Source organism: Rhizobacter sp. P3_B12, from assembly GCF_056402895.1.
Genome location: NZ_JBFUGN010001634.1, coordinates 1 through 717, shown reverse-complemented (window position 1 = coordinate 717; position 717 = coordinate 1). Strand labels below are relative to the sequence as shown.

Here is a 717-nt window from a genome sequence, read left to right as displayed (position 1 = left end):
GAGGGAGTCAGCACATAGAGGTAGCCAAGCTTTCGGTCGCTGCGCTGGAAGTTCTTCGCCTTCACCCAGCCTTTGGCCAACAGCGCCTTGAGCAGGTAGTGGGTCTTGCCCAGGCTGACCCCGAGCTCGACGGACAATTGGCGCTGCGAATACTCGGGGTGCTGCTCCAGCAGTCGCAGCAGATCCAGGTGGCCGGCGGCTGATGTGGTTTCGTCGTTCATCTGTTGAACGCGAAATTCTACAGCGATTTGTTGCAACTTTCCGGTGGGTCCGTTCGTTCGCTGTGGCGGTTCACGCCGGCGCTCGCAGGCGCCGCGCGGCCGCCAGCCGTTCAGCGTGCCATCGCATGGTCCGCTCGATCGCCGTCTCCACATCGATGACCACCCGGGTGCCGAGCGCCTTCGTCGTGTGGCCGAGGTCGGGGAAGAAGTCGTGGCTGCGGCCGTCGTCCTTCTGGCGGCTTTGCACCAGGATCTGCGGCGAGGGGGTGGTGCGGGCACCGACCCGGGCTGCGGCGTCGGCATGGCTGAGGGGCTGGTCGCCGCCCAGGTTGTAGGCGGCCCCGTCCTGGCCCGCCAGGCAGGCCTGGAGCAGCCAGGCCGCGACGTCGCTGCCGTACAGGTAGCTGCGTCGGCTGGTGCCTTCGCCGTGGACGCGGATCTCGCGGCCCGACAGCGCGTCGCGGATGAAATTGTTCATGGCCCACGGCGCATCCAG

General features: G+C 66.9%; 2 protein-coding genes. Both read right to left on the bottom strand.

From position 1 onward, the window contains the following. Window positions 1-221 (bottom strand): MarR family EPS-associated transcriptional regulator (locus AC1D01_RS37370; RefSeq protein WP_477874960.1); only part of this gene is annotated, 221 nt, incomplete at its 3' end. Between the two features lie 70 nt (window positions 222-291). Further along, window positions 292-717, bottom strand: a 426-nt coding sequence (locus tag AC1D01_RS37365) for an NAD-dependent epimerase/dehydratase family protein (RefSeq protein WP_477874958.1), incomplete at its 5' end; no start/stop codon positions are given.